The following is a 20,916-nucleotide window of genomic DNA, read 5'->3' as shown; positions in this document are numbered from 1 at the left end:
GGCCGGCTGGACGTTTATGAAAAGGCGTCCATCGAGATGCCACGACATGTCCGCCTCAGGCCCGACCCCCGGTGATACAGCTGTGACGACCATTGCCCTCGCGAACCCGACCCGAGCTCGCTCCTGCCCGTTGACCGCGAGAATGGCATATGTCGCTCACTCGGGCGAACACGGAGAACCTGTCTGGTGGTGCACAGAACGACCTGCGTGCCTTTTCCTGAATAGGCACCTCAAATCGCCCGAGGCGGTGGCGAGGACGCGCGGCCGCCGGCGATTCCGTGTCAGCTGTTCCGGGACGGCGGTGATCTCATGAGCGAGGCAGGAAACGCGCGAAGACCCTTCGGGCGGCCACAGCGGCTCGCCGCGGACGTGCCTCCCGGCGAAGCCGAAGAATTGCTGCACCGATATCAGAACGGCGACACGCTGAGCGTCCTCATGCAGGGCTTCGAAGGCAGTCTTCGAACTTTGCGGACCGTGTTGGAAGAACAAGGCGTGAAGTTCCGGCCACCTCGCCCGAGGATGCCACCGGCGCCTCCGGGCCTGGTCGACACCTATCGAAGTGGCAAGTCGATCGTGGAGACGGGGCGATCTTTCGGGCTGGGGCGGGACATCACCAAACGGATGCTGCTTGAAGCCGGTGTCGAACTTCGTGGCCGTGGCCGGCCGAGGAGGGTATCCTCGGCTTGGTCGCAAACCGACGAGGCGCCCAGCCGCAGCTGAGCGCCTCCGCGCGTCAGTAGTAGCGCCAGTGGTCCGTGGACGCCCGCGGCTCCTTCACCACTACGCCACACGGCGCAGCCACGGTAGAGGAGTCCGTCGTGACGTCCGTCGGCACCGCAGCGTTGCCGGCAGGGTCGTACGTCGACGCCTCGGCGGACGCAGGCGTCATGGTGAGCAGCACCCATACGGCGCCGGACGCAACCACGACCGAAGGCAAGAACTTCAACTCGTCGCCACCTAGGGTCCGGAGCTACTGCTGAATCAGTAGCCGCGATTTAACTTGGTGGGGCGACACTACAGGCTGATGAAGTGTCACCCACACGTGGGTCACCCGACTGATTTCGGCACGCTCGGCAGCGCTGGGCGCTAATTTCGAAGGTCATCCAAATTACTCTGCGGTAATCGGATCTCATCAGCGGGAACCATCGTTCTCACGCTACGGAATTTGATCAAGAAACGGACGGCTCGGCGTGGGTTGCCGAGAGAACGAAGGGGTCACCCGGCGGAGGAGTGAACTTCGGGCCGAAGATCGAACCCTCCGTTCGCACGGGTCCCGACCTCCTTCCGGCCCTTACCCGCCGGCCCGCGGGCTGGTTGACTGCCCCGCGTGAGGATCTTGGGTGCGCTGCTCACCGTCGTGCTCGCCGCGGGCGTCGTCGTGCCCGTTGCCAGGGCCGAGGCGGATCCGCCGTCCTGGGCCGGGCCGCTCAGCACCCGCGGCCGGTACATCGTCGATGCGCACGGTGACCGCTTCAAGCTGAAGGCCGCCAACTGGCACGGCGCGAGCGGCACGTGGACCGGCTCCGGCGACGTGAACGACCCGGCGAACCACCACGCCGGCGAGATCGCCTACCAGACCCCGCTCGGCCTCGACCGCGCGTCGATCGACGCGGTCATCGACGGGCTCGCGCAGCTCGGGCTCAACAGCGTCCGGCTGCAGTTCTCCAACGCGATGCTCCACGACTCCCGGCCCGTCCCGGACCTGGCCGCCAACCCGGACCTGCACGGCCTGACGCCGCTGCAGGTCTACGACCGCGTCGTCGACCGGCTGACCGCGCGCGGGTTCGCCGTCATCCTCAACAACCACACCACGACTTCGCGCTGGTGCTGCGGGCTCGACGGCAACGAACGCTGGAACACCGCGCAGACCGAGCAGCAATGGCAGGACGACTGGCTGTTCATGGCGCGCCGCTACGCCGCGAACAAGCGCGTCGTCGGCGCCGATCTGTACAACGAGGTCCGCCGCAACGCCCTCGACGATCCCAACTGGGGCTGGGGCAACAGCACCGACTGGCAACGCGCGAGCCAGCAGGTCGCCGACCGCATCCTCACCGAGGCGAACCGCGACCTGCTGATCTTCGTCGAGGGCATCAACTGGACCGGGCTGCCGATCGACGGCTTCCCGCACGGCCGGCCGACGCTGGAGCCCGCCCGGACGCTGTCGCACACGCTCGTGGACTCGGGCAAGCTCGTCTATTCGGCGCACTTCTACGGCTACACCGGGCCGAACCACTCGGGCGCGACCGGGATCGGCGAAACGCACGACCCGCGCTACCGCGACCTTTCGCCCCAGGACCTGCGGGACGTCCTGTACCGGCAGGCGTTCTTCGTCTCGGCCGACACCGGCAAGCACTACACCGCGCCGCTGTGGATCAGTGAATTCGGCGAAGGCCGCAACACCACCGACCCGGCCTCGCGCGCGTTCTTCGAGAACTTCGTGAACTACCTGGCCGAGACGGACACCGACTTCGCCTACTGGCCCGCGGTGGGCTTCCAGACCGGCGGCTTCGGCGACGGCTGGGCGCTGCTCGAATACGACTCGGCCGGCCGCCGCATCGACGTGCTCGACGGCACGGACTGGCGCGGTCCCGCGTGGCAGCGGCTGGTGAACGCCCCGTCGCGGACCGGGCCGATCCTGGACGACGGGGCGCACTGGTCGATGCTGAATCTCGACTACGCCGACTTCCCGGAGTCGCGCCAGGTCCGCGCGCTGCCGGACTGGAACCCCGGCGCCCGCAAGGGTTCCTGCCCGGACGGCCGGCGGCTGGCGGGCCTGGCCCACACCGGGAACCGTGGCCTGTGCACCGGGACGTTCGCCGCCCCGGCCGGGTACGTGGTCGTGCGCGACGAGACCTACGTCGACACCGACTGGGCGTCCGGCTACACCAAGACGCAGTGCCCGCCCGATCACGCGGTCGTCGGGTACAGCGTCCAGGGCGCGGCCTTCTCGGCCGTGTTGTGCGGCCGGTCGGCGACACCGCTGGGCCGCACGGGCCGCACGGTGTGGTTCGACCGCGGCGACAACCGGCCCGCCGGCGACCCCGGTGGCGACTTCGCGACGGGGAACTACAAGGGCCAGTGCGCGCCGGGGGAGTACGTCGCCGGCGTCGCCTACACCGGCCGGATCGGCTCGAGCCGGACGCCGGACGCGCTGCTCTGCCGGTCCTAGCCGCCCGCCGTCCCGCTCAACCCCCGGGTGGAGGCCCACTTCAATCCGCGGCTTGAGGATTTCCCCGGCCTGCCGCCCTAGCGTTCCTGGCGGCAACCGGAGGGGGAGACATGGCGGTGACGGCCGAGGTGCGGACCGGGCGGGGCGAGCGGATCGCGGTGGGGGTGATCTCGGCCGTCGCCGCGGTGGCCTGGGGCTGGGCCTTGGGGAGCCGGCCGCTGCAGCCGTACTACGCCGCGGCCGTGCACTCGATGTCCCGTGACGGCACGGCGTTCTTCTTCGCGGGCTTCGACCCGGCGGGAGTCGTCACGGTCGACAAACCGCCGCTCGCCTTCTGGACGCAGACGCTCGGCGTGGCCGTCTTCGGGTTCCACCCGTGGGCGATCGCCCTGGTGCAGGTCGTCGAGGGCGTGGCCGCGGTGCTCGTGCTGCACCGGGTGGTGCGCCGCTGGGCCGGCCCGCGGACCGCGCTGCTCGCCGCGGCGCTCTTCGCGCTGACGCCGATCACCGCCGCGATCAACCGCGACAACCTGCCGGACACGCTCTTGGTGCTCCTGCTGCTGCTCGCCGCCTACTGCGTCACCCGGGCGATCGACAACGCCCGGTGGCTGGTGTGGGCGGGGGTCTTCGTCGGGCTGGGCTTCCTCACGAAGATGCTGGCCGCGTGGATCGTGCTGCCGGGTCTGGCGTCGGCGTACTTCACCGGGGCGCCCGGTTCGCGCGGCCGGCGGCTCGCGTGGCTCGGCGTGGCCGGTGCGGTGACGCTTCTCGTGTCGCTGGCGTGGCCGGTCTTCGTCACCGTCTGGCCCGGTGCCAAGCCGTTCGTCGGCAGCACCACGGACGGCTCGGTGTGGCAGCTGGCCTTCGGCTACAACGGCGTGACGCGCCTGCTCGGCGGCACGACCGGCGTCGGCGGCGGCTACAGCGCCACGGTCGGCACGGCGCTCGGCGGCGACGCGGGTCCGCTGCGGCTGTTCGACGCGGAGGTCGGCGGACAGATCGCCTGGCTGCTGCCGCTCGCCTCGGTGTCCTTGGTCGTCGCCGGGTGCCGCGCTCGCGGGGCCGCGCCGCGGACGAAGGCGGGCTGGGCGCTGTGGGGCGGCTGGCTGATCGCCGGAGCCGTGGTCTTCTCCTTGACCGGCGGCATCTTCCACGCGTACTACACCGCCGAGCTGGCCCCGGCCATCGCGGCACTCGCCGCCGCCGGGCTGGTCACGGCCTCGAGCTGGTCCCGTGGCCGGGCCCGGCTGGTCCTGCCGGCCGCGGTCGCGGGGACGGCGGTGCTCGCCTTCGTCCTGCTCGGCCGGACGCCGGACTGGCTGCCGTGGCTGCGGTACACCGTGCTGGCCCTGGCGGTGCTCGCCGTCGTCGCGGCGCTGCTGCGGGCGCCCCGCGTCGCGGCCGTGATCGGGCTGGCCGCCGTCGTGGCCGGGCCCGCGGCCTTCGTCGCCGGCACCGCGGTGCGGCCGGGGAGCGTCCTGGAGAGCGCCGACCCGGCCGCCGGGCCGCCGTCAACGGCCGCGCTGCACACCGTCTTCAGCGTCGGCACCGGTCCGGGCGTCGCGGCCGGGTACGTCCGGTTCATCGACAGCGCGTACCGGCTCAGTCCCGGTCAGCGCCAGGTGCTCGCGTTCGCGCAGGCGTCGTCCGCCGAAATCACCCTCGCCGTCGAGGGCGGCACGTACGGCGCGGACCCGTTCCTGCTGAACACCGAGGCGCGCGTCGCACCGCTCGGCGGTTACCTCGGCTTCGACCCGGCACCGTCGGCCGCGGAGCTCCCGCTGTGGGTCGCGGCCGGGAAGCTGCGGTTCGTGCTGCTGCCGCAGGTGTTCGTCGACATCGCCCGCGCCGGGGCGGGGCGGACCACCGCGGCGGCGGCCGACGCGGGGGAACTGACCCGGCGGGTCGGCTGGGAGGCGAAGCACTGCCGGCCGGTCCCGCCCGCGCGGATCGGCCCGGACGCGGCCACGGCCGGTGTGCTGTTCGACTGCGGCGTCCAGCGATGACCTCGCCGGCGCCGCGCCCGGCGGTGGCGCGGTGAGCCACGTCAGCCGGATGGTCACCGGACTCTCCCGGGCACGGTGACGGGTGCGCCGGTCGCGTCCCTGATCGTGGCGAGGCTGACGCCGGGAGCCGTTTCGGCCAGCTGCAGACCGTGGGGCGTGACGTCGAGGACGCCGAGGTCGGTGATGATGCGGCTGACGCAGCGGCGGCCGGTGAGCGGCAGCGTGCACGCGGCGACGATCTTGGGCCGGCCGTCGCGGGTGGTGTGTTCGGTGAGGACGATGACGTGGCGGGCGCCGTGGACGAGGTCCATCGCGCCGCCCATGCCCTTGATCAGCTTGCCCGGGATCGTCCAGTTGGCGAGGTCGCCGCGGGCCGAAACCTGCATGGCGCCGAGAACGGCGGTGTCGATGTGGCCGCCGCGGATCATGCCGAACGAGGTGGCGGAGTCGAAGAAAGCAGCTCCGGGCAGGGTGGTGACGGTTTCCTTGCCGGCGTTGACGAGGTCGGGGTCGAGCTGGTCGACGCGCGGGTGGGGACCGGTGCCGAGGATCCCGTTCTCGGAGTGCAGCACGACCCGGATCCCGGGCGGGACGTGGCCGGGGACGAGGGTCGGCAGGCCGATGCCGAGGTTGACGTAGCTGCCGTCGGCGAGTTCGGCGGCGGCGCGGGCGGCCATCTGGTCACGTGTCCACGGCATCAGCCGATCGTCCTTTCGAGGGTGATGCGTTCGATCGGCTTGTCTGCCGCCTGTTCGGGGGTGAGCTCGACGACGCGCTGGACGTAGATGCCCGGCAGGTGGACGTGATCGGGATCGAGGACACCGGGTTCGACGAGTTCTTCGACCTCGGCGATGGTGATGCGTCCGGCCGCGGCGGCCAAGGGGTTGAAGTTGGCGGCCGAGCGGCGGAAGACGAGGTTGCCGTGTCGGTCGCCGCGGGCGGCGTGCACCAGGGCGAAGTCGCAGGTGATGGCGTGTTCCAGGACGTACTCGCGGTCGCCGAAGACGCGGGTTTCGCGCGGCGGGGACGCGAGGGCGACGGTGCCGTCGGCGTTGTGGCGCCAGGGCAGGCCGCCCTCGGCGACCTGGGTGCCGACGCCGGCGGGGGTGTAGAAGGCGGGGAGGCCGGCGCCGCCGGCGCGGAGGCGTTCGGCCAGGGTGCCCTGGGGGATCAGCTCCACCTCGAGTTCGCTCGCGAGGTACTGGCGGGCGAACTCCTTGTTCTCGCCGACGTAGGAGGCGGTGACCCGGGCGGCGCGGCGGGCCTCGAGGAGGATGCCGAGGCCGCGGCCGTCGGTGCCGCAGTTGTTGGACACCAGGCGCAGGCCGGTGGCGCCGGTGCCGTGCAGGGCCCGGATGAGGGTCTGGGGGATGCCGCACAGCCCGAACCCGCCGACGGCCAGTGATGCGCCGTCGGGGATGTCGGCCACGGCGTGGGCGGCGGTGGGGATCACTTTGTCCATGAAGGGCGCTGCTCCTGGTGGCGGCCCGGGGCGCCCGCTCGCGGACGAGCGCCCCGGGCCGCGGTCTCGGGTGGTGGTTACGGGCAGGTGTTGTCGAGGACGTAGTAGTTGCTGCCGGTCTGGCGCAGCTTGGTGCTGCCGTAGTAGGTGTCGAGGCCGAGGTTCTGGTTGGAGCCGTTGGCCTGCGCGTAGCCGTAGACGTCGTGCGCCCGTCCGGCGAGGACGTGGGCGTAGTTGGAGCCGGTGAAGCAGGCCCCGGCCGGCGGCGTGGTGCCGGTGGGCGGGGTCGTCCCGGTGGTGGGGGTACCGGGGTCCGGGTTCTCGTGCGCGGTGATGAACGCGCGCATTTCGGCCAGCGCGGTGTTGTCGGAGATGATGGTGAAGTGCGTCGGCGCCGTCGGGCCGGACAGCAGGAAGTTCTCGTCGGCGCCCGTGAGTTTCGCGGTGTCGTAGGGGGCGGCGTTGGTGTCGTTGACCGACCGGATCGTCAGGTAGGCGATCGGCGGGTGGCCGGGCACTTCGGTGCCGGAGTTGAGGGCCGTCAGGAAGGGCGAGTTGGCGTCGCCGAACTGCCGGCAGGAGACGTAGAACTGGCAGCCGTTGTTGGTGGTGCCGTGCTGGGGGCCGGCGTAGCCGATGTACTGGGAGACCTTGTCCGCGCCGCCGAGGTTCTTGATGTAGTACCGGGCCGCCAGGGTGGACGCCGACCAGGTCGCGAGCACGACCTTGGCCGCGCCGGTCCGGGAGCGGACCTGATCGACCTCGGCGCTGAGCTCCTGGGCGGCTTTGGCCAGGTCCTGTTCCATGCTGCTGCTGTCGGTCCAGGTGAACAGCCGGTCCGCGGCCCAGCCGTTGGCCTGCAGGCTGGACTTCATCGGGTCCATGTTGGACGGGGTGCCGGTCATGCCCGGGATCATGATCACCGGGTCGTGGGTGGCCGCGGCGGAAGCGGCCCCGGCCGCCCCGGTGGTGACGGCCACGGCGGTGGCGACCACGGCGGCCAGCGTGGCGGATCCGGTGGCCAGCAGCCGGGCCCGCCGGCCCGGGCCGGTTCGTGCCGCGGACGACGAGCGAGGAGTCGCAGGCATCATTGCCTCCTGAAAACAACAGCGTGAGTGGGAACCGGGAATTGCGCTTTTCCGTCACCCCGGTACGGCAAGATCCGTGTTCCGAGGTGCGATCACTCTAAATAGCGCACCCCCGTCGGAGACCATGTGCCGACGTCACACGATTCCGGCGCCGCTTGTGTGCCGTTGCGGTCCCGGCCGCCCGGCGATCAGCGCAGTGACACCGGAACACGAGGCGGGCGTCAACGGTGTGCCGAGTCCACATTGTCCGGCGCTGCCGCCATTCGTACCGTCGGCTGCTCAAGGACATTCCGGTCGGCGGAGGAGAACACCAGTGACCCGGTTCGGCATCATCGGCGGCGGATTGATGGGCCACGGCATCGCGGTCGCTCTCGCGCAGGCGGGACACGGCGCCGGCGTCTTCGACAATGATCCGGCGGTGCTGGCCGGCCTCGGCGACCGCGTCGGCAGCGCGTTGGCCCGCAGTGGCACGCCACGGGCTCGGGTGGCTGCGGTCGGTGACCGGATCGTCGCGGTGGACTCGCTGGCCGAGCTGGCGAAACAGGCCGACGTCGTCATCGAGGCGGTGTCGGAGCGGCTGGCCGTCAAGCACGACGTGCTCGCGGCGCTGGAGCCGCACCTGCCGCCCGATGTTCCGGTGTGGACGAACACCTCGGTGCTGTCGATCAGCGCGGTCGCCCGGGCGATGCTGCACCCGCAGCGGCTGGTCGGGGTGCACTGGTGGAACCCGCCGTACCTGATCCCGCTGGTCGAGATCGCGCCCGGCACCGACACCGATCCCGGTTTCGTCGACCACGCGCACACGCTCATCGCCGAGCTGGGCAAGACGACCGTCCGGCTGCACCGCGACGTCCCCGGGTTCATCGGCAACCGCCTGCAGTTCGCGCTCGTCCGCGAAGCCCTGCAGCTGCTGGCCGACGGCGTGTGCGAGCCGGAGACAATCGACACCGTCGTCCGCGCCGGCGTCGGCCTGCGGTGGGCCGCGGTCGGGCCGATGGAGAACGCCGACTACATCGGCCTCGACCTGACCCGGGCGATCCTCGGCAGCCTCGCCCCCTCGCTGTCCACCGAAACCCACGAGTTCCCCGTGCTCGACCGGCTCCTGGCGCAGGAGCACGCCGGGCGCGCCAGCGGGCGGGGGCTGCTCGACTGGCGGCCCGGTCGCGCGGAGGAGGTGGCCGCCCGCCTGGAGGCCGGCATCCGCCACAACCTGCCCGCTCGCCGGGGTGGCCGGGCCGGGCACGGCGGGTCACACTGATCACCGGTGCGCCGGTCGACGGCGGATCCGCCGACCGCACGGCGCCTGCGAGGAGAACGACGATGCCGGCAGAGGGGCCGTCGATGCTGCGGCTGCTGATCGACGACGCGGACGTCGGTGCGTTCGACGCCGCCGTGGCCGCCGCGCGCGCCCGGGGCGCGTCCCCGGAGGAGCTGGCCGCGGCCGAACGGGAGCGCGCGATCGCGCTGCAGCTGCGGGACACCCTGCTCCGGCACCGGCGCAACGAGGCCGAGCTGCAGCTGCTCAACGACACCGCGAACGACCTGGCGTCGCTGCGCGACCTCGACTCGATCCTGCAGGCCATCGCCGACCGCGCTCGCCGGCTGATCGAGTGCGACCTGGCCTACATCAGCCTGAGCGACCACGGCCGGGGCGACTGCTACATCCGGGCCGCGGCCGGCAACATCTCGGGGCTGCTGGTCGGCCTGCGCCTGCCGACCGGTGCCGGGCTCGGCGGGATGGTCGCCCGGACGGGGGAGCCCTACAGCTTGGAGTCCTACGTCGGGGACACCACGATCACGCACACCGGCCCGATCGACCGGACCGTCGCCGCCGAGGGGATCGAGTCGCTGCTGGGCGTGCCGGTGAAGCTGAAGCAGGAGGTCATCGGCGTCCTGCTCGCCGCCCACCGCGCGGTGCGGTCGTTCAGCAGCCGCGACATCACCGCGCTGAGCATGCTGGCCAACCACGCCGCCGTGGCGATCGAGAACTCCCGGCTGCTGACCGCGGCGCAGACCGCCGTCGAGGACCTGCGCGTCGCCAACGCCACCATCGGCTCCCACGTCGACGACCTCGAACGCACCGCCGAAGTGCACGAGCGGCTGACGAAGCTGGTCATCCAGGGCAAGGGGGTCGAGGAGGTGGTGCACGCCACCGCCGCCGTGGTCCGGGGGCACGTCCTGGTCGTCGACGAGCACGGGACCACCGTCGCCACCTCCGGCGAGGAGGGCGAGGCACTGCCCGCCGAGATCGCCGAGGCCGGGGCCGACGCGCGGCGGTCGGGCCACACCCTGGTCCGGGACCGCCTGTGCGTGGTCCCGATGATCACCGAGTCCGAGCCGCTGGGCACCCTCGTCCACGTCGGCACGTCGCCGATCGGCGACACCGACCGGCGCATCCTGGAACGCGCCGCTCTGGTCGCGGCCCTGGTGCTCGTGACGCGGCGGCGGATGGCCGAGGCCGAGGCGCGGGTCCGCGGCGAACTGCTCGGGGAGCTGCTCAGCCACCCGGCCCAGGACTACGACGTGCTGCGGCACCGCGCCTCGATCCTGGGCGTCGACCTCGACGCCTGCCGGGTGCTGGTGGTGGCCCACCTCGACGGGGCCGCGCGCGAGCGGATCTACCCGGCGCTGGCCGCGCTGGCCCGCCGGTTCCGCGGCTTGGCCACCCACCACCACGACACGGTCGTCCTGCTCGCCCCCGGCGAGGACGCGCGCACGGTGGCCCAAGCCGCGACACGGGAGCTGTCGCGTGCCACGCGCAACCGGGTGACCGCCGGGGTCGCGTGCGTGCCCCACCCCACGGCCGTCGCCGGCGCGCACGAAGAAGCCGCGAAGTGCATGCGCGCGCTGATCGCCCTCGGCCGGCACGGTGAGACCGCCGCGGCAGGCGACCTCGGCTTCGTCGGCGCCTTGTTCAACGGCCACCCCGACGTCGCCGGCTTCGTCACGGCCACGCTCGGGCCGGTCCTGCACTACGACAGCGAACACCGCGCCGACCTGCTGCGCACCCTCGAAGTCTTCTGCGAGACCGGGCAGAACGCCCGCAACACCGCGCAGATCCTGCACCTGCACCACAACACCGTGTCCCAGCGCCTCGCCAGGGTCGGCCGCCTGCTCGGTGACGACTGGCGCGCCGCGGACCGGCTCCTGGAGATCCAGGTCGCGTTGCGGCTGCACCGCGTCTGCGGCCGCTGACCCTGCCGATCGCCGCGTTCCCGGACGCCGGCGCGCAACCGATGGAGGTCCCATGAGAAAGGCTTTGCGGGCAACCGTTCTGGCGGTTCCGCTGCTCGCCGCGATCGCTGCCGCGCCGCCGGCGCAGGCCCGGACCGCGGCCATGCGGTGCGCCGAGCTCGACGGCGTCCGGATTCCCGCCTCCGCGATCGGCCTGCGGACCTCCGGTGGCGAGGTCACCGCGACCCGGCTGGCCGAGGCCACCCCGGCGACGGGGCAGTACTGTCTCGTCGACGCCGCGATCAAGCCCGTCGACCCGGACGCGCCGTCGATCGGGCTGCGGGTCGCGTTGCCGGCCGAGTGGAACCACAATGCCCTGATGTTCGGCGGCGGCGGCTACGACGGCACCATCCCCGACATCGCCGCGAACGTCCCGTTCGGACCCGCCGACCAGCCCGCCCCGCTCGCCCGCGGCTACGCCACCTTCGCCGGCGACTCCGGACACCAGGCCACCCCGGGCTTCCCGCCCACCACGACCCTCGACGGATCGTTCGGCCGCAACGACGAAGCCGTCCGCAACTTCGCCGGCGACGCGCTGAAGAAGACTCGCGACGCGGCCCTTTACCTGATCGGCAAACGCTACTCCGGCGCGAAGCCGGTCCACCGGTTCTTCGCCGGCGGCTCCAGCGGTGGCCGGGAAGCCCTCGCCGTCGCCCAGCGCTGGCCCGCCGACTTCGACGGCGTCATCTCCGCCTACCCGGCGTGGAACTCCGCCGCCCTCGATTTGTTCTTCGGCTACGAGGTCCAAGTCCTCTCCCGGCCCGGCGCGTTCCCGGACCCCGCCAAGCAGAAGCTGTTGTACCGCAGCGTCATCGCCGCCTGCGACCGCGGCGACGGGCTCGCCGACGGCGTCGTGTCCCACCCGGACGGCTGCCACTTCGACCCGAGGACACTGCGCTGCGCCACCGGCGCCGACACCGGCGACGACTGCTTGTCCGACGTCCAGATCCGAGCGGTCGAGAAGATCTCCGCGCCGCTGTCCTGGAATTATCCGTTGCGCAGCGGGGAACGCGGATATCCGGGCTTCCCGTTCCTCTCGGGTGCCACCATGGCGACCGCGCTCCTGGGCATGGGAACCCAGGCCCCGGCCGCGCCGATGCCGACCACCGCCGGCTACGGGCCGCAGTTCTGGGACCAGTGGGTGCGCTACTTCGTCACCCGCGACCCCGCGTACGACTCCCTGACCCTCGATCCCCGGCACCCGGGGAAGTGGACGCCGCGGATCAGCGCGCTGTCGGCGCTGCAGGACGTCAACGACGCCGACCTGCGGCCGTTCGCCCGGGCGGGCGGGAAACTGCTGATCCTGCACGGAGCGGCCGACGAGCTGGTCAGTCCCCGCTCGACCGCCGAGTACTTCGACCGCGTCCGGCGGACTGCCGGACGGCAGGCCACGGACCGGTTCGCCCGCTTCTACGTCGTGCCCGGCGCCAACCACGTCAACGTCGGCGCCGCCTTCGCGGCGGGCTGGGATTCGCTGAGCGCCCTGGAGAACTGGACCGCGCACGGCACGCCACCGGCCGGCCCGGTGGTCACCGACGTGGGCCCCGGCCACGGCCACCGCACGCGTCCGCTCTGCGAGTACCCGGGCTGGCCGCAATACCTCGGCGGAGACCCGGACATCGCGAGCAGCTTCACCTGCCGGCGATGACGCACGCCGCTTTCCTTCATTCGGCGCCGGCAACCGCCGAAAGGTGATCTGCCGGTTGCGCAGCGAGGTCGCGACAATCCTCCGAATTGCCGGTCGAGCCTCCTGCGGCACGGCTCTTCGAGTGGTCGGCGTAACGGTGGGCCCGCGCTGGGCGACCTTCGGTCGAGCGGCTGCCCGCATCGGCCCTGGCGCGCCAGAGATCGCTTTGTGCTGAAACGAGCAGCCGCGTCAGGCGTTCCGCGTCGTCGATTGAGGCAGTGTGGGCCACCAGGCCCGGCGTCTGTTGGGTGCCGGCGGCAGCGGTGGCGAACACCATGCCGCCGAGGGTTCTCGTAGTCATGGCTGCTGGGGATCGGACCGCCCCGAATCTCCCCCGAAAGTTGCCGGCTTCTCAGGAAATTTCAGGAACCTGCCTCCGGAGAGACCGCCGATGGCTGCTGAGCAGGGCTGGAGCCACCTTCTCGACGCCGGCCTGGTCGAGCGGGCCGGGCACCCTGTGGACCGGGCTGAGCGGGAGGCCGCGCTGGGGGAGATCTTCCGGCGGTACCGGGACGCGGTGACCACGGTCTGCGCGTTCAACCTCGATGACCTCGACCGGATGCTGGACAAAGCCCGGCTCACCGAAGGGTTCGGCGCGCTGGTCCTCGCCATGCACGGCCGTCCCCACTGCCCGGATCTGGCGCGCATTCCCGATTCCGCGGGGGAGGGGGAACGGTTCACCCGCGCTGTTCCCCATTCTGCTCGCGCCGGAGCTGAACGAGTACCTGGGGGAGATGATCCACCGGAAGTCCGGGGAAGACGAGGACGACGAACGTCGCTCCGGGAAACGGGCCGTGCCGGCCGCTGCCGCAGCGGCGCCGGAGCCGAGGAAACACTGGACGGACCGGCTCTTCAGCTCCCTCGGCACAGTCCTGGTGACACTCCTCGTCTACACCCAGGGATCCAAGCTCCTTGCACAAGCTCTTCCCCGATCTCGGCGGCGCGGCTCCCGGAACGGTGGCGCTGCACGTGTGGTCGCCGCCCGACCTCGGCGGACCCACCGGCCGGGTCCAGGTGCGCTCGCAGCCCGCCGGGCTGACCTGCGCGACGGGCAGCGGAGGCTGCCGGGCCTCGTTCGGCTCGGGCACCCGGGTCGCCTTGACCGCGGTCATCTCCCCGGCACTGCAGGAAAGCCGTCCGCTGGTCTGGGTCGGTTGCGGCAACCGGTCACCCGCGACTCAGCCGTGCACGCTCCTGCTGTCGAGCGACACCTCGGTCTGCGTCGCCCCGGCCGATGCCTCGTGGACCGTCGAAGTCTGCCGGCAACGGGCCGGCGGGTGACGCCGTCGCGGCCGGGGATCGCAGCAGGCGGGCGTCCGTGGTCAGATCAGACCTCGCCGAGCTGGAGGATCATGGCCCGCATCGGCGCGTAGCGTGCCAGCTTCGTGGCGTCCTCTTCGGTGCGCCGGCCGATTTCGGAGCTGAACGCCGCTTCCAGCGCGGCCATGTTGTCCCAGTCCAGCATCACGACCAGGTAGCAGGGCTCGCCCCGCAGCGGTGCCGGTTCGTGGCTGCGGGTGTAGCGGCGCAGGCCCGGAAGCTGTTTGGCCAGCGGGATGTGCACGTCGTTGTAGTGCCGTTCGAACGCCTCGATGTCGGACGGGGTTGCGTACAGGACCACGAATCGCACCGGTGTGGTGGCCGGGTCGGTGGTTGCGGTCATCGGCTGCGGTTCCTGTTCTGCCGGGGGAATCCGTTGTCCGGTCAGGGAAGCAGGGCGAGCTTGCCCACGGTGGCGCGTGCTTCCAGCTCCGCGAGCGCTTTCGGCCCTTCGGCCAGCTCGTAGGTGGTGGGCCGGCCCGGGGTGAGCACGCCGGCGGCGAGGAGCCCGGACAGCTCGCCCATGACTTCGCCGAAGACCTGCGGGGCGGACTGGATCAGGACGCCGATGTTCAGGCCGATGACGTGGACCTGGTGCCGGTAGACGAGATCCCAGCTGGTGACCTGCGCGTCGCCGCCGGCCAGGCCGTAGACGACGACCCGGCCGGTGACCCGCTTGGCCGCCGCCAGGCTCGCTTCGAGGGACGCGCCGCCGGCCGATTCCAGCACCAGGTCGGCACCCGCGCCGCCGGTCAGGCGGCGGACGTCGTCGGTGAGACCGGTGGCGCGGGAGTCCAGGACGTGGTCGGCGCCCAGGGCCCGCACCACGTCGTGCTTGCCCGGTGAGGCCGTGGCGATCACCGTCGCGCCGTAGTGCTGGGCCATCCTGACCGCGGCCTGGCCGGTCGCGCCGGCCGCGGCGTGGATCAGCACGGTCTGCCCGGCGCTGAGCTCGCCCAGCGGTTTGAGTGCCGCGAGTGCGGTCGCCCAGTTCACGACCAGCCCCAGGGCCTGCTCGCCGGCCCAGCCGTCCGGCACCGGCAGCGCGGCGGCCGCCGGCAGCACCAGGTACTCGGCGAAGGCGCCGCCGGCGATGCCGACGCCGACGACGTGGGCGCCCGGTGCCGGCTCGGTCACCCCCTCGCCGGTGGCGACGACCTCGCCGGCGCCCTCGATGCCCGCCAGGTAGGGCGGCCGGGGGCCGCCGGCGAAGGTGCCGCGGGCTTGCGAGAGGTCGACGAAGTTGACGCCGGCGGCGGTGACGCGGATCAGGACCTCGCCGGGCCCCGGGCGCGGGACCGGCGCGTCGGTGATCAGGTGCAGGTCCTGCGGGCCCGCGAGGGACCGCTGCTGGAGGGCACGCATGGTGACGGGAAGGCTCACGGTGGTCGGCTCCCATTTGTTTATCGAACGACAAACAAACTGTGTCATGGTCGAGCAGCGGGGGTCAAGGTAAACTTGATCGAACGACAAACAAGTACGGAGACCCATGGCTGCTCGTGGCAGGCCCCGCACCTTCGACCCGGACGTCGCGCTGCGTCAGGCACTGGACGTCTTCTGGGAGCGCGGCTACGAAGGCACCTCGCTCAACGACCTGGCCGAGGCCATGGGCATCGCCACGGCCAGCATCTACGCCTGCTTCGGCAGCAAGCCGGAGCTGTTCGGCAAGGTCATGGCCCTCTACGGCGCGACCTCCGGCGAGCCGCCCCGGCGTGCCCTGCGCGAACAGCCCACCGCGCGCGCCGCGATCCACGCCATGCTGCGCGCCACCGCCGACGAGATCACCCGCTCGGACGCCCCGCACTACTGCATGCTGGTCCTGGCCGCGCCCACCGGCGCCATCGAAAACCACGAAGTCCGCGAATTCCTCGCCGAGCGCCGACGCGACCAGTTCGCCACCATCAAGGACCGGCTCGCCCGCGGTGTCACCGACGGAGACCTCGCGACCCCGCCGGCCGGCCTCGACGCCCTCGCCCGCTACTACACCACCGTCGTGCAGGGCCTCTCCATCCAAGCCCGCGACGGCGCCACCCGGCCCGAACTGGAAACGGTCATCACCTGCGCGATGGCCGCCTGGGACACCCTCACCTCCGCGGGGTGACCCCGGCCTCGGCTGCGCGGGCGATCCCGCCCACCGGCGGCACGAAGCGTTCCGGGAGAATCAGCCGTCCGCCAGCGAGAGGGGCTCGTCATGCGTCTGCTGCCCGGCCCCGGGCCGGCCGCCCGGGGCATGATCCCCGACGCCGACCTGACGGCCGATCCGGACTACGCCGACTCCGAGCTGGCCGCGGCCGTCTCCGCCGCCCTCTCCGGTGATTGGCGCCCGGCCGCCGGCCTGGTCGCGGCCCGCCGCGGTGACGGGGACCGGCGCACGGCCGTCGTCGACGCCCTCGCCACCGTCGCCACCACCGAACGCCAGTGGCTGCGCGATTGGCTCGCCGAGCGGGACGGCGACCCCGACGCCACCGTCGTGCAGGCGCAGACCTTCGTCGCCCTGGCTTGGCAGCGGCGGGGCGCCGCACCCGCCCGGTACACCAGCCGCACGCAGTTCGGGCCGTTCTTCCAGTTGCTGGAACACGCCCAGGAGACCGCCCGGAAGGCAGCCGAACTCGCCGAAGGGGATCCGACGCCGTGGGCGACCCTGGTCACCGTCGCCATGGGGCTCGGGATCCGGTACCAGCCCTTCGACGGGATCTGGTCGGGTCTGCTCGTCCGCGCGCCCGCCCACCGGCCCGGGCACGACCGCGCCCTGCGCTACTGGTGCCCGAAGTGGCACGGCACCGAAGAGCGGCTGCTCGACTTCGCGGCCGGTGCCGCGGCTCTCGCGCCGTCACTGACGCCGCTGCCGTTGCGGGCGGCCTTCGAGATGGCGATGGAGGGCAACCCGATCTGGCGCAGCCGCTACGTCCAGGAGGCCCTCGACGCGGCTTTGCCCTGGCTGGACGGCGAAGGAGCCCAGCACCCCGCGACCAGGGAAGACCGCAGTTACGCCGTTTGCGTGCTGCACCACAACGGCCGCCACGACGAGGCTCTCGCGCAATTCCGGAAGCTCGGCGGTCACGCCGACGGGTACGTCTGGCACTTCACCACCGATGTCCGGCGTGCCGCGGACCCGGTGAAGCAGTTCGCGGCCCTGCGCGCGCTCACCTGCCGGAAAGCCGACCGCGAGGCGTGAAGGCCCTTCGATGGCGGAAGGTGCGGAGCCGGGTGCTGTGCGGCTTCGGCACGACCGCGCTCCGCCGGTCGTACTTTCGGGCGATCTGGGCCGGCCGGTCCTTTCGTACGATCAGCGGGTGAACGCTGTGCTCCGCTCCCTGTGGGACGAACCGCGCCCGCCCGATCCGCCGTCGCGGGTGTGGCGTGACTGGGCGCTGCTCGGTGTGCTCGAGCTCGCCGTGCTGCTCGAGGGCCTGGTCCGCCCCGGCATGCCGTGGCGGGTCCTGTCCGTGATCGTCGTCGCCGTCCTGCTGCCGGCCTTGTTGTGGCGCCGGACCAGGCCGTTCCCGGTGTTCCTTGGCTCCTTCGCCGCGACCTCCGCGGTCATGCTGCTGACCGGTGGTGCCGCCCCGTCGGCGTATGCGACGGCCGGGCTGCTGCTCCTGCCGTACGCGCTCGCGCGGTGGGGGTCGGGGCGCGAGATCGTGCTCGGGCTGGGGCTCGTGCTGCCGGAGACCGCCCTGTCGGTCGCCCTCGGGCAGAAGAGCCTCGCCGACGCGGCGGGCGGGATCGTCGTGCTGTTCGCGGCCGTCACGCTGGCCGCGGCGTTCCGCTACCGGGCCCGGGCCCGGCTGCGGGAGCTGGACCAGGCGAAACTGCTCGAGCGGGAACGGCTGGCCCGTGACCTGCACGACACGGTCGCCCACCACGTCTCGGCGATGGCGATCCGCGCGCAGGCCGGCCTCGCGATGATGCCGTCGCAGCCGAAAGCCGCCGCCGACGCGCTGCAGCTGATCGAAGCCGAAGCGGCGCGCGCCCTCGACGAGATGCGCACCATGGTCCGCGTCCTGCGCCGCGACGAGCCGGCGGACCTCGCCCCGGCCCCGCGGATCGCCGATCTGGCGAAGCTCGCGAGCGGGGCGCGCCCGTCCGTCGACGTGGCGGTCGCCGGTGACCTCGACGACCTCCCGCCGTCGATCGGGAGCGCGATCTACCGTCTCGCCCAGGAATCGGTCACGAACGCCCGGCGCCACGCCCGGCACGTGACCCGGATCGAGGTCCGGGTCACCACCGACGACACGTCGGTGCGGCTGCGCGTGAGCGATGACGGGGAGCCCGGCCTCGGGCGCCCGGCGACGTCCCCGGGCTACGGGATCGCCGGGATGATCGAGCGGGCCGGCCTGCTCGGCGGGACCTGCGAAGCGGGCCCCGGCCCGGGGCGGGGCTGGACCGTCACCGCCGTCCTGCCCCGGCGCGGGGCGGCGGCATGAGCATCCGCGTGCTCGTCGCCGACGACCAGGAAATCGTCCGCACCGGCCTGACGATGCTGCTCAACGCCCAGCCGGGGATCGAGGTCGTCGGCGAGGCGGCCGACGGGGAAGCCGCCGTCGAGCTGGCGCTGCGCCTGCGCCCCGACGTCTGCCTGTTCGACATCCGCATGCCCGGCACCGACGGCATCGAGGCCACCCGCCGCCTGGCCGGCCCCGGCGTCGAGGACCCCCTGGCCGTCGTCGTCATCACCACGTTCGACCTCGACGAGTACGTCTACGCGGCGTTGCGGGCGGGCGCGCGCGGGTTCCTGCTCAAGAACGCGGGCGCGCAGCTGCTCGCCCAGGCCGTCCACGCCGCCGCGACCGGCGACGCCCTGATCGCGCCCAGCGTCACCGCGCGGCTGCTCGACGCCTTCGCGGGCACCGGCTCCGGCGCGCCGAGCCAGCCCGTCGAACCCCTCACCGACCGCGAAGAACAGGTCCTGCTCAGCGTGGCGCGCGGGCGGACCAACCGCGAAATCACCGAGGAGCTCTACATCACGCTGAGCACGGTCAAGACCCACATCGCGAGCCTGATGGCGAAGCTCGGCGCCCGCAACCGCGTCGAGATCGCCATCTGGGCCCACGAAACCCGCCGGGTCCGCAACGCGGCGCAAGCGCCACGCCGAAAGTACTAGAGCCGGACCGTACTTAGGGCCGGTCGAGGTCCGGCCCTTGTACCGATGAGCCGCGGGCCGCCGGCCGTCATGCTGGGCGAAGTCGTTCGTGCATGACTTCCGAGAGGGGTTTTCCCTTGCTGCCCACCAGAAGACCGCAGTGGCTCGTCCCGGCGGGACTGCTTCTGCTCAGTGCCGTCCCGGTGGCCGCCGGTTCCGCCCGCGTGGCCGAGCTGACGAGCGGCGCGCGGGCCACCGCGGACAACGCGCGGTTCTTCGCCATGCCGCTGCCCGTCGTGCTGCACATCTTCGGCGCGAGCATCTTCTGCGTCCTGGGGGCGTTCCAGTTCGTGCCGGGGTTGCGCCGGCGGCGCTGGCACCGGGTCGCCGGGCGGCTGCTGGTGCCGTGCGGGCTCGTGGCGGCGCTGTCCGGTCTGTGGATGACGCTGGGGTACGACCGCCCGCCGGGCGACGGCGACCTCCTCACGGTGTTCCGGCTGGTCTTCGGCACGGCGATGGCCGTGTCGATCGTCCTGGCCACGCTGGCGATCCGCCGGCGCGACGTCCGACGGCACCGCGTCTGGATGACCCGCGGGTACGCGATCGGGCTGGGTGCGGGGACCCAGGTGCTGACGCACCTCCCGTGGACCCTGCTGGTCGGCGTGCCCGGCGAGGTCACCCGGGCGATGCTGATGGCGGCGGGCTGGGTGATCAACCTCGTCGTGGCCGAGTGGGCCCTGCGCCGGCGGCCGCCGGTCCGCACCGATCAGAAATCCGGCGTCCCGTCGTCAGTTCTGGTAGCTCCCGTGCACCGGTGGAAGGATTGACGACCATGACCGACGCCAGACCCCTGGGCGCCGACGAAGCCACGTTCCTCGCGGCGGTCCGCTCGGCCGACCCGGCGCGGTTCGCGCTCCTCACCGAGCGGCACCGGCGTGACCTGCAGCTGCACTGCTACCGGATGCTCGCGAACTACGAGGACGCCCTGGACCTGACGCAGGAGACGTTCCTGCGGGCGTGGGACAAGCGGGAGTCGTTCAGGGGCCACGCCGCGCTGCGGACCTGGCTGTACCGGATCGCGACGAACGCCTGCCTCGACTTCCTCGGGAAGCGCAACGACCGCACACCGCTGCCGGCCGAGCTGCCGGACGCGGTGTCGGAGGTGCTGTACCTGCAGCCCTACCCCGACCGGATGCTCCCCGAGGACCCGCAGGAATCGGTGGTCGCGCGCGAGACGGTCGAGCTGGCGTTCATCGTCGCCGTCCAGCACCTGCCGCCGCGGCAGCGGGCGGTGTTCATCCTGCGGGACGTCCTCGGCTGGCCGGCGTCGAAGGCCGCCGAAGCCCTCGAGCTGACCGTCGCGTCGGTGACCAACGCCCTGCAGCGGGCACGCGTGACGGTGCGCCGTCAGCTTCCCGGCCGCCGCCTCGACTGGCGCAGCCCCGCCACCCACGAGCTGTCGGCCGGCGAGCGCGACGTCGTGAAGTCGTACATCGACGCCCACGAGCGCAACGACCTCGACGGGCTGAGCTCCCTGCTGCGCGACGACCTGCGCTTCGCGATGCTGCCCGAGCGGGGCACCACGACCACGACGGCCAAGGACGCGGTCGAGGGCTGGGTCTCCGGCGGGCTCTTCCAGCAGGGCCACGACGACTGGCGCGGTGTCACCACGACGGTCAACCGCATGCCGGCCGCCGCGCTGTACCTCCGCGCCCCCGGCGACCCGGAGTACCGGCTGTTCGCCGTCGCGGTACTGCGCGTCGTCGACGGGAAGATCGCCGAGCTCACGGGATTCGACGCCGGCGGCAAACCCTGGCTGGGCCTGCCGCCGGCCCTGGACGCCCCGGCCGGCTGAGCGCCGGGGGCG

General features: G+C 72.3%; 20 protein-coding genes. 14 read left to right on the top strand and 6 right to left on the bottom strand.

Annotated elements, in window-relative coordinates:
* Positions 1-309 precede the first annotated feature (309 nt).
* The 4 genes from AB0M93_RS09665 (at position 310) to AB0M93_RS09650 (ending at position 5,175) form a co-directional block, all read left to right on the top strand.
* Positions 310-720, top strand: a complete 411-nt coding sequence (locus tag AB0M93_RS09665) for a hypothetical protein (protein WP_364270266.1) — start codon at positions 310-312, stop codon at positions 718-720.
* 98 nt (positions 721-818) lie between these two features.
* Positions 819-980, top strand: a complete 162-nt coding sequence (locus AB0M93_RS09660; RefSeq protein WP_364270263.1) for a hypothetical protein — start codon at positions 819-821, stop codon at positions 978-980.
* 347 nt (positions 981-1,327) lie between these two features.
* Positions 1,328-3,169, top strand: coding sequence for a cellulase family glycosylhydrolase (locus tag AB0M93_RS09655; protein ID WP_364270260.1), 1,842 nt, complete (start codon positions 1,328-1,330; stop codon positions 3,167-3,169).
* Between the two features lie 110 nt (positions 3,170-3,279).
* Positions 3,280-5,175 (top strand): glycosyltransferase family 39 protein, encoded by a 1,896-nt coding sequence (locus tag AB0M93_RS09650; protein ID WP_364270257.1) that lies wholly within the window; start codon positions 3,280-3,282, stop codon positions 5,173-5,175.
* Between the two features lie 53 nt (positions 5,176-5,228).
* On the opposite strand, the gene AB0M93_RS09645 is transcribed toward AB0M93_RS09650, so the two are convergent.
* The 3 genes from AB0M93_RS09645 to AB0M93_RS09635 all read right to left on the bottom strand — a co-directional run bounded on the left by AB0M93_RS09645 (position 5,229) and on the right by AB0M93_RS09635 (position 7,725).
* A complete protein-coding gene (locus AB0M93_RS09645) occupies positions 5,229-5,873 on the bottom strand; it encodes a 3-oxoacid CoA-transferase subunit B (protein WP_364270255.1) in 645 nt (214 codons plus the stop codon).
* Complete coding sequence (locus AB0M93_RS09640; RefSeq protein ID WP_364270252.1) at positions 5,873-6,637, bottom strand: CoA transferase subunit A; 765 nt, start codon at positions 6,635-6,637, stop codon at positions 5,873-5,875. The genes AB0M93_RS09645 and AB0M93_RS09640 overlap by 1 nt, the downstream gene beginning before the upstream one ends.
* Before the next feature lie 77 nt (positions 6,638-6,714).
* Positions 6,715-7,725 carry a hypothetical protein gene (locus AB0M93_RS09635; protein ID WP_364270250.1) on the bottom strand — a complete coding sequence of 337 codons (1,011 nt, stop codon included), beginning with the start codon at positions 7,723-7,725 and terminating at the stop codon, positions 6,715-6,717.
* Between the two features lie 313 nt (positions 7,726-8,038).
* On the opposite strand from AB0M93_RS09635, the gene AB0M93_RS09630 reads away from it, so the two are divergent.
* From AB0M93_RS09630 to AB0M93_RS09620, 3 genes are all read left to right on the top strand, one after another.
* Positions 8,039-8,983 carry a 3-hydroxyacyl-CoA dehydrogenase family protein gene (locus AB0M93_RS09630; RefSeq protein ID WP_364270248.1) on the top strand — a complete coding sequence of 315 codons (945 nt, stop codon included), beginning with the start codon at positions 8,039-8,041 and terminating at the stop codon, positions 8,981-8,983.
* 62 nt (positions 8,984-9,045) lie between these two features.
* Positions 9,046-10,920 carry a GAF domain-containing protein gene (locus AB0M93_RS09625; protein ID WP_364270246.1) on the top strand — a complete coding sequence of 625 codons (1,875 nt, stop codon included), beginning with the start codon at positions 9,046-9,048 and terminating at the stop codon, positions 10,918-10,920.
* A 52-nt stretch (positions 10,921-10,972) separates the two neighbouring features.
* Positions 10,973-12,607 (top strand): tannase/feruloyl esterase family alpha/beta hydrolase, encoded by a 1,635-nt coding sequence (locus AB0M93_RS09620; protein WP_364270244.1) that lies wholly within the window; start codon positions 10,973-10,975, stop codon positions 12,605-12,607.
* A gap of 16 nt (positions 12,608-12,623) precedes the next feature.
* On the opposite strand, the gene AB0M93_RS09615 is transcribed toward AB0M93_RS09620, so the two are convergent.
* The gene (locus tag AB0M93_RS09615) at positions 12,624-12,923 is read right to left on the bottom strand and encodes a hypothetical protein (RefSeq protein ID WP_364270242.1); all 300 of its coding nucleotides are present in this window, start codon (positions 12,921-12,923) and stop codon (positions 12,624-12,626) included.
* Between the two features lie 635 nt (positions 12,924-13,558).
* Between AB0M93_RS09615 and AB0M93_RS09610 the strand changes: the two genes are divergently transcribed.
* Positions 13,559-13,927, top strand: coding sequence for a hypothetical protein (locus tag AB0M93_RS09610; RefSeq protein ID WP_364270241.1), 369 nt, complete (start codon positions 13,559-13,561; stop codon positions 13,925-13,927).
* 46 nt (positions 13,928-13,973) lie between these two features.
* On the opposite strand, the gene AB0M93_RS09605 is transcribed toward AB0M93_RS09610, so the two are convergent.
* Together AB0M93_RS09605 and AB0M93_RS09600 are read right to left on the bottom strand one after the other, a co-directional pair.
* Positions 13,974-14,309 carry an EthD family reductase gene (locus AB0M93_RS09605; protein ID WP_364270239.1) on the bottom strand — a complete coding sequence of 112 codons (336 nt, stop codon included), beginning with the start codon at positions 14,307-14,309 and terminating at the stop codon, positions 13,974-13,976.
* A gap of 41 nt (positions 14,310-14,350) precedes the next feature.
* Complete coding sequence (locus tag AB0M93_RS09600; protein ID WP_364270237.1) at positions 14,351-15,349, bottom strand: zinc-binding dehydrogenase; 999 nt, start codon at positions 15,347-15,349, stop codon at positions 14,351-14,353.
* 106 nt (positions 15,350-15,455) lie between these two features.
* Between AB0M93_RS09600 and AB0M93_RS09595 the strand changes: the two genes are divergently transcribed.
* The 6 genes from AB0M93_RS09595 to AB0M93_RS09570 all read left to right on the top strand — a co-directional run bounded on the left by AB0M93_RS09595 (position 15,456) and on the right by AB0M93_RS09570 (position 20,904).
* Positions 15,456-16,067 (top strand): TetR/AcrR family transcriptional regulator, encoded by a 612-nt coding sequence (locus AB0M93_RS09595; protein ID WP_364270235.1) that lies wholly within the window; start codon positions 15,456-15,458, stop codon positions 16,065-16,067.
* 90 nt (positions 16,068-16,157) lie between these two features.
* Positions 16,158-17,141: a DUF4034 domain-containing protein gene (locus AB0M93_RS09590; protein WP_364270233.1), complete on the top strand. Its 984-nt coding sequence runs from the start codon at positions 16,158-16,160 to the stop codon at positions 17,139-17,141.
* 118 nt (positions 17,142-17,259) lie between these two features.
* Positions 17,260-18,393 (top strand): histidine kinase, encoded by a 1,134-nt coding sequence (locus AB0M93_RS09585; protein WP_364270231.1) that lies wholly within the window; start codon positions 17,260-17,262, stop codon positions 18,391-18,393.
* Entirely contained in the window at positions 18,390-19,070 is a 681-nt protein-coding gene (locus AB0M93_RS09580; RefSeq protein ID WP_364270229.1) for a response regulator transcription factor, read from the top strand. The genes AB0M93_RS09585 and AB0M93_RS09580 overlap by 4 nt, the downstream gene beginning before the upstream one ends.
* 92 nt (positions 19,071-19,162) lie before the next feature.
* A complete protein-coding gene (locus AB0M93_RS09575) occupies positions 19,163-19,876 on the top strand; it encodes a DUF2306 domain-containing protein (RefSeq protein ID WP_364270227.1) in 714 nt (237 codons plus the stop codon).
* A gap of 5 nt (positions 19,877-19,881) precedes the next feature.
* Complete coding sequence (locus tag AB0M93_RS09570; protein ID WP_364270225.1) at positions 19,882-20,904, top strand: RNA polymerase subunit sigma-70; 1,023 nt, start codon at positions 19,882-19,884, stop codon at positions 20,902-20,904.
* Positions 20,905-20,916: the final 12 nt, after the last annotated feature.

The organism is Amycolatopsis sp. NPDC051102 (assembly GCF_040682815.1).
Classification (GTDB): Bacteria; Actinomycetota; Actinomycetes; order Mycobacteriales; family Pseudonocardiaceae; genus Amycolatopsis.
Note: the sequence above shows the minus strand (reverse complement) of the source record. Positions and strands in the feature narration are given on the sequence as shown.